General features: G+C 76.7%; 5 protein-coding genes. 1 reads left to right on the top strand and 4 read right to left on the bottom strand.

The window, feature by feature from the left end; translation table 11 throughout:
* Positions 1–97 precede the first annotated feature (97 nt).
* The 3 genes from gndA to ABEB16_RS09735 all read right to left on the bottom strand — a co-directional run bounded on the left by gndA (position 98) and on the right by ABEB16_RS09735 (position 3,773).
* Positions 98–1,567 carry an NADP-dependent phosphogluconate dehydrogenase gene (gndA, locus tag ABEB16_RS09745; protein WP_425560153.1) on the bottom strand — a complete coding sequence of 490 codons (1,470 nt, stop codon included), beginning with the start codon at positions 1,565–1,567 and terminating at the stop codon, positions 98–100.
* A 176-nt stretch (positions 1,568–1,743) separates the two neighbouring features.
* Positions 1,744–3,093 carry an MFS transporter gene (locus tag ABEB16_RS09740; RefSeq protein WP_345712061.1) on the bottom strand — a complete coding sequence of 450 codons (1,350 nt, stop codon included), beginning with the start codon at positions 3,091–3,093 and terminating at the stop codon, positions 1,744–1,746.
* Positions 3,090–3,773: a GntR family transcriptional regulator gene (locus ABEB16_RS09735; RefSeq protein ID WP_345712060.1), complete on the bottom strand. Its 684-nt coding sequence runs from the start codon at positions 3,771–3,773 to the stop codon at positions 3,090–3,092. The genes ABEB16_RS09740 and ABEB16_RS09735 overlap by 4 nt, the downstream gene beginning before the upstream one ends.
* A gap of 85 nt (positions 3,774–3,858) precedes the next feature.
* Between ABEB16_RS09735 and ABEB16_RS09730 the strand changes: the two genes are divergently transcribed.
* A complete protein-coding gene (locus tag ABEB16_RS09730) occupies positions 3,859–4,557 on the top strand; it encodes a UdgX family uracil-DNA binding protein (protein WP_345712059.1) in 699 nt (232 codons plus the stop codon).
* Between the two features lie 36 nt (positions 4,558–4,593).
* Here ABEB16_RS09730 and ABEB16_RS09725 read toward each other — a convergent pair.
* Positions 4,594–5,321: LGFP repeat-containing protein (locus tag ABEB16_RS09725; RefSeq protein WP_425560152.1), on the bottom strand; the 728-nt coding region annotated here is incomplete at its 5' end.

Raw genomic sequence — 5,321 nt, 5'->3', positions numbered from 1 at the left:
GCGCCGGCGCCGCCGCGAGCGGGCGGTGGCCGGCGACCCCGCCGAGCGGGAGGGTGCCCGGGCGCCGCGCTGAGCGGTCCCGGGCACCCCGCCGCCCTCAGGCGGTCTGCGACTCCGACAGGTCCCCGCCCCACTCGACGTGGAAGGAGCCGGGCCGGTCGACGCGGCGGTAGGTGTGCGCGCCGAACAGGTCGCGCTGGCCCTGCACGAGGGCGGCGGAGGAGCGCTCGCGGCGCAGGCCGTCGTAGTAGGCCAGCGAGGAGGAGAAGCCGGGGGCGGGGATGCCCGCGGTCACCGACTGCACCACGACGCGGCGCCAGGCCTCCTGGCCCCTGGCGACGGCGTCGGCGAAGTAGGGGTCCACCAGCAGCGAGGGCAGGTCGGGCTGCTTCTCGTAGGCCTCGCGGATCCGGTCGAGGAACCTGGCGCGGATGATGCAGCCGCCGCGCCAGATGGTGGCCATGGCGCCGGGGTCGATCCCCCAGCCGTACTCGGTGCTGCCGGCGCGGATCATGTCGAAGCCCTGGGCGTAGGCGACGACCTTGGAGGCGTACAGGGCCGCGCGCACGTCGTCGATGAAGGACTCGGCGTCGGCGGCGTCCACGAACCCGCCGGCGCCCTCCTCACCGCCGGGCTCGCCCACCCTCGCCCCGCCGGCCTCGGCGTCGGCGGGCACCTCGGCCGGGCCGGGCAGGACGCCCTGCGCCGCCTTGCGCTGGGCGGAGGAGCCGGACAGCGCGCGGGCGAAGACGGCCTCGGCGATGCCGGAGACGGGGGTGCCCAGGTCCAGGGCGGTCTGCACGGTCCAGCGGCCGGTGCCCTTCTGCTCGGCCTCGTCGACGATGACGTCGACGAGCGGGCGCCCGGGGGTGGTGGGGTCGTCCTGGCGCAGCACGCGGGCGGTGATCTCGATGAGGAAGGACTCCAGGTCGCCGGAGTTCCAGGACTCGAAGACCTCCGCGAGCTGGGCGGGGGTGCGCCCGAGGCCGTGGCGCAGCAGGTCGTAGGCCTCGGCGATGAGCTGCATGTCGGCGTACTCGATGCCGTTGTGGACCATCTTGACGAAGTGCCCGGCACCGTCGGGGCCGACGTGGGTGCTGCACGGGGTGCCGTCGACGTCGACCGCGATGTCGGCCAGGATCGGGCCGAGCTTGGCGTAGGCGTGCTCGGAGCCGCCGGGCATGATGCTCGGCCCGAGCAGCGCGCCCTCCTCGCCGCCGGAGACGCCGACGCCGGCGAAGTGGATGCCGCGCTCGCGCAGCGCGGCCTCGCGGCGGCGGGTGTCGGCGAAGTGCGCGTTGCCGCCGTCGACGAGGATGTCGCCCTCGGACAGCAGCGGGGCCAGCTCGTCGATGACGGCGTCGGTGGGGGCACCGGCCTTGACCATGATGATGATGGTGCGGGGGCTGGTCAGGGACGCCACGAACTCCTCGGCGGAGTAGCCGGGGACGAAGGTGCCCTCGTGGCCGAACTCCTCGACGAGCGCCTTCGTCTTCGCGTCGCTGCGGTTGTGGACGGCGGTGACGTAGCCGTGGCGGGCGATGTTGCGCGCGAGGTTGCGGCCCATCGTGGCCAGTCCGGTGACGCCGATCTGCGCGGTGGGGGTCTCGTTGGTCACGGCGCGCAGCCTGCCACGCGGATGTTGCCGGGGGAACGGCCGGGGTTACCGGTTCCTCACAGCCCGCTGCCCCCGCTGTGCGGCGGCGGGGGCGGCGGGCCGTGAGGACGGCACCCGGCGGGCGGTCAGCCGCGGGCCCGCCGGGCGGCCAGCTCCCGGCGGATGGCGTGCGTGATGGGGGGCACGACGACCCCGTGCTCGGCGGCGAGCTGGCGCCGCGTGCGGACGCGCGCGCGCAGGACCGCGACGAGGCCGACGCCCCACAGCGGGAAGTGCACCGCCATCGCCACCTTGAACGCCTCCAGCGTGTAGGTGTCCGGCGTACCCGCGCCCTGCACGTCGAGCAGCACCCCGATGAGCAGGATCGTCAGCAGGCCCGAGGCGAAGCCGCCGACGTTGACGATGCCCGTGGCGCTGCCGAGGCGCTCGGGCGGGTTGGAGGTGCGCGCGTAGTCGAAGCCGATCATCGAGGCGGGCCCGCCCGCGGCCAGCGCCAGCACCAGCAGGACCAGCAGCGGCAGCGGCGCGGCCCCCGGCCAGGCCAGCACCACCGCCCAGGCCAGCGCCTGCACGGCGACCATGCCGAGCACCAGCCAGGAGCGGCGCAGCGGGTGGCGCCCGACGAGCGCCCCGAGCAGCGGCCCGCCGAGGGCGCCGGCGCAGACGTAGGCGGTGAGCAGGGCGCTGGCCGCGGCCGGGCTGAGCCCCTGGCCGGAGACGAGGAACGGGTAGCCCCACAGCAGCGCGAAGGCGGTGCCCGCGAAGGGGGTGGCGAAGTGCGAGGCCAGCCCCAGGCGGGTGCCCGGCGTGCGCCAGGCGCCGCGCACGTCGGCCAGCACCAGCCGCAGCGGCTTGGCGGAGCGCGGCGGGCGCACCCCCGGCGGTGCGTCGCGCAGCACCAGCCAGCTGAGGACGGCGCCGAGGGCGGTGAGCCCCGCGGCGGCGGCGTAGGCGGTGGTCCAGCCGCGGGCGTGCAGCAGCGCCACGAGGGGGAAGACGCTGGCGATCTGCCCCAGCTGCCCGATGAGGCCGACGACCTGGGTGAGGACGGGCACCCGGGCCGGCGGGAACCAGGCGGAGACGATGCGCAGCACGCTGACGAAGGTCATGGCGTCGCCGGCGCCGAGGAGGACGCGGGCGGCGACGGCGACCTCGACGTGGGCGGCGAGGGCGAGCACGAGCTGCCCGCTGGCCATGAGCGCCCCGCCGAGCACGACCATGGTGCGGGCGCCCCAGCGGTCGATGAGGACGCCGACGGGCACCTGCAGCGCGGCGTACACGAGCAGCTGCAGCACCGCGAAGCTGGACAGCGACCCCGCGCCGATGCCGAAGCGGTCGGCGGCCTCGATGCCGGCCACCCCGAGGGAGGTGCGGTCGAGGACGGCGAGCCCGTAGCCGAGGACGCCGACGGCGAGCACGAGGTGGGCACCGGGCGGGGCGGTGGGCCGGTCGCCGGCGGGGGTGCGGGCGTTCACCGGGTGCTCCGCAGCCGGGCGCCGGCACCGCGGACGTGCTCGCCGGTGAGGCGGCGCCAGGAGGTCTCGTCGCCGTCGCGGGCGGCGGCGAGCAGGGCGGCGTGCTCGGCCAGCGCCAGATCCATCCGGCCGGGGTCGTCCGCCATCCGGGCCATGCCCATCCGCATCTGCCGGTCGCGCAGGCTGTCGTAGAAGCGGGTGAGGACGGCGTTGCCGGCGGCGGTGACGACGGTGGCGTGGAAGGCGCGGTCGGCGGTCATGAAGGCCCAGGCGTCGTGCTCGGCGGCGGCGGCGCGCATGGCGCCCAGGTGGGCGGCGAGCTCGTCGGTGAAGCGCTGCCGGTGCGGCCAGGCGCCGGCGGCGCAGTGCACCTCGACGAGCTCGCGCGCCTCGAGGACGTCCTCGACCTCCTCGGGGGAGACGGGCACGACGAGGGCGCCGCGCTTGGGGATGAGCTTGAGCAGCCCTTCGGCCTCCAGCCGCAGCAGGCCCTCGCGCACGGGGGTCCGGGAGACGCCGATGCGCTCGGCGATGTCGCCCTCGGTGAGCAGCTCACCGCCGGGCAGGGATCGGTCGAGGATCGCGGCCTTGACGGTGGCGTAGACGCGGTCGGCGGCCGCCGGAGGGCCCGGCGGGGGTGGGGTGGCCAGCGGGAGGACATCGGCACGAGCTGCATCCATGATGTATCTATCCTGGCAGACCGCACCGTCCCGCGTCCCGCCCCCGCGCTGGCGGGACCGGGGTGCACCCGCTAGGACTGACCCGGTGACGAGGACCGACGCGGGCGGCGCAGCGGGGACGACACCGGAGCGCCCCGGGGCGCAGCGCTGGGTCACGGCGGGCGCCGACGTGGCGGAGCTGGCGCGCGCGGCGCAGGGGTGCCGCGGCTGCGAGCTGTGGGAGCCCGCCACCCAGGTGGTGTTCTCCGCCGGCTCGCCGACCGCACGCATGGCCCTCGTCGGCGAGCAGCCCGGTGACCAGGAGGACCGCCGCGGCGTCCCGTTCGTCGGGCCGGCCGGGCGGCTGCTGCAGCGGGCCCTCGAGGAGGCCGGGATCAGCCGGGGTGACGTCTACGTCACGAACGCCGTGAAGCACTTCCGCTTCAGCCAGGCCGCCCCCGGCGCGCGGCGCATCCACGCCTCCCCCGACCTCGCCCACGTCAGCGCCTGCAGGCCGTGGCTGGCCGCCGAGCTGGCGCGGGTGGACCCCGACGTCGTCGTCTGCCTCGGCGCGACGGCGGCCCGCGCGCTGCTGCCGAAGGACTTCCGCGTCACCAGGCACCGCGGGCAGCTCATCCGCCTGGCCACCTCCCGCGGGGAGAAGACGTTCCTGGGCACCATCCACCCCTCGGCGGTGCTGCGGGTGCCCGAGGAGCAGCGCCCGGAGGCCTACGACGCGCTGGTGGCCGACCTGCGGGTGGCCACCAGCGCGCTGGGCGGCACGGCCGGGACGGGCGGCGGCTGACCCGCGCCCGACCCGGGCGGGTCGGTGAGCGCCGGGTCAGCGCACCGCGACGGTCACCGCGCGCGAGTCCCACCGGTAGGTGAGCGAGCCGCCCTGGTAGTCCTGCCGCACGCCCCCGGGGACGAGGACCTCCTCGGAGGTCGGGTACCCGAGCGCGGAGCCCTCCCAGCCGAGCCGCGCCCACGCCTCGCGGATCGCCCCGCGCACCACGTGCGCCCCGGTCGCCGGCGACCAGTACACCGCTCCGCCCTGCAGGGCGGTGAAGGCACCGCCGCGGATCGCGATCTCACCCGTGGTGGGGAACCCGAGGGACGAGCCCTCCCGGCCCTCGGCGAGGTAGCGCTCGAGGATCGCGCCGCGCACCTCGTGGGCGCCCGTGGCCGGGTGCCAGAGCACCAGACCGCCGGTGAACGCCTGCACGACGCCCCCGTCGCGGACCCGCACCTCCTCACCGCGGGGGAACCCCAGCGGGGACCGCTCGGCACCCAGGCGGGTCCAGGTGTCGCGGACGGCGCCGAGCACGACCTGCGCGCCCGTGGCCGGGCTCCAGTAGACGGCCCCGCGCTCGAACGTCGTGACCGCACCACCGGTCAGCGACACCTCGCTGCTCGTCGGCCACCCCAGGGCGCCGGTCTGCGCGCCCGCGGCCCGGTAGCGGGCCAGGATCGCCCCGCGCACGACGTGCGTGCGGCCGGCGCGGGTGAACGCGACGGAACCGTCGGGGCGCTGCACCACCGGGGCGGGGGTCGCCGTCCGGGTCGCCG

Origin of the sequence: Kineococcus glutinatus, from assembly GCF_039542765.1 — a bacterium.
GTDB lineage: Bacteria > Actinomycetota > Actinomycetes > Actinomycetales > Kineococcaceae > Kineococcus_A > Kineococcus_A glutinatus.
The sequence above is the reverse complement of the archived record's forward strand: the minus strand, read 5'-3'. Positions and strand labels throughout refer to the sequence as shown.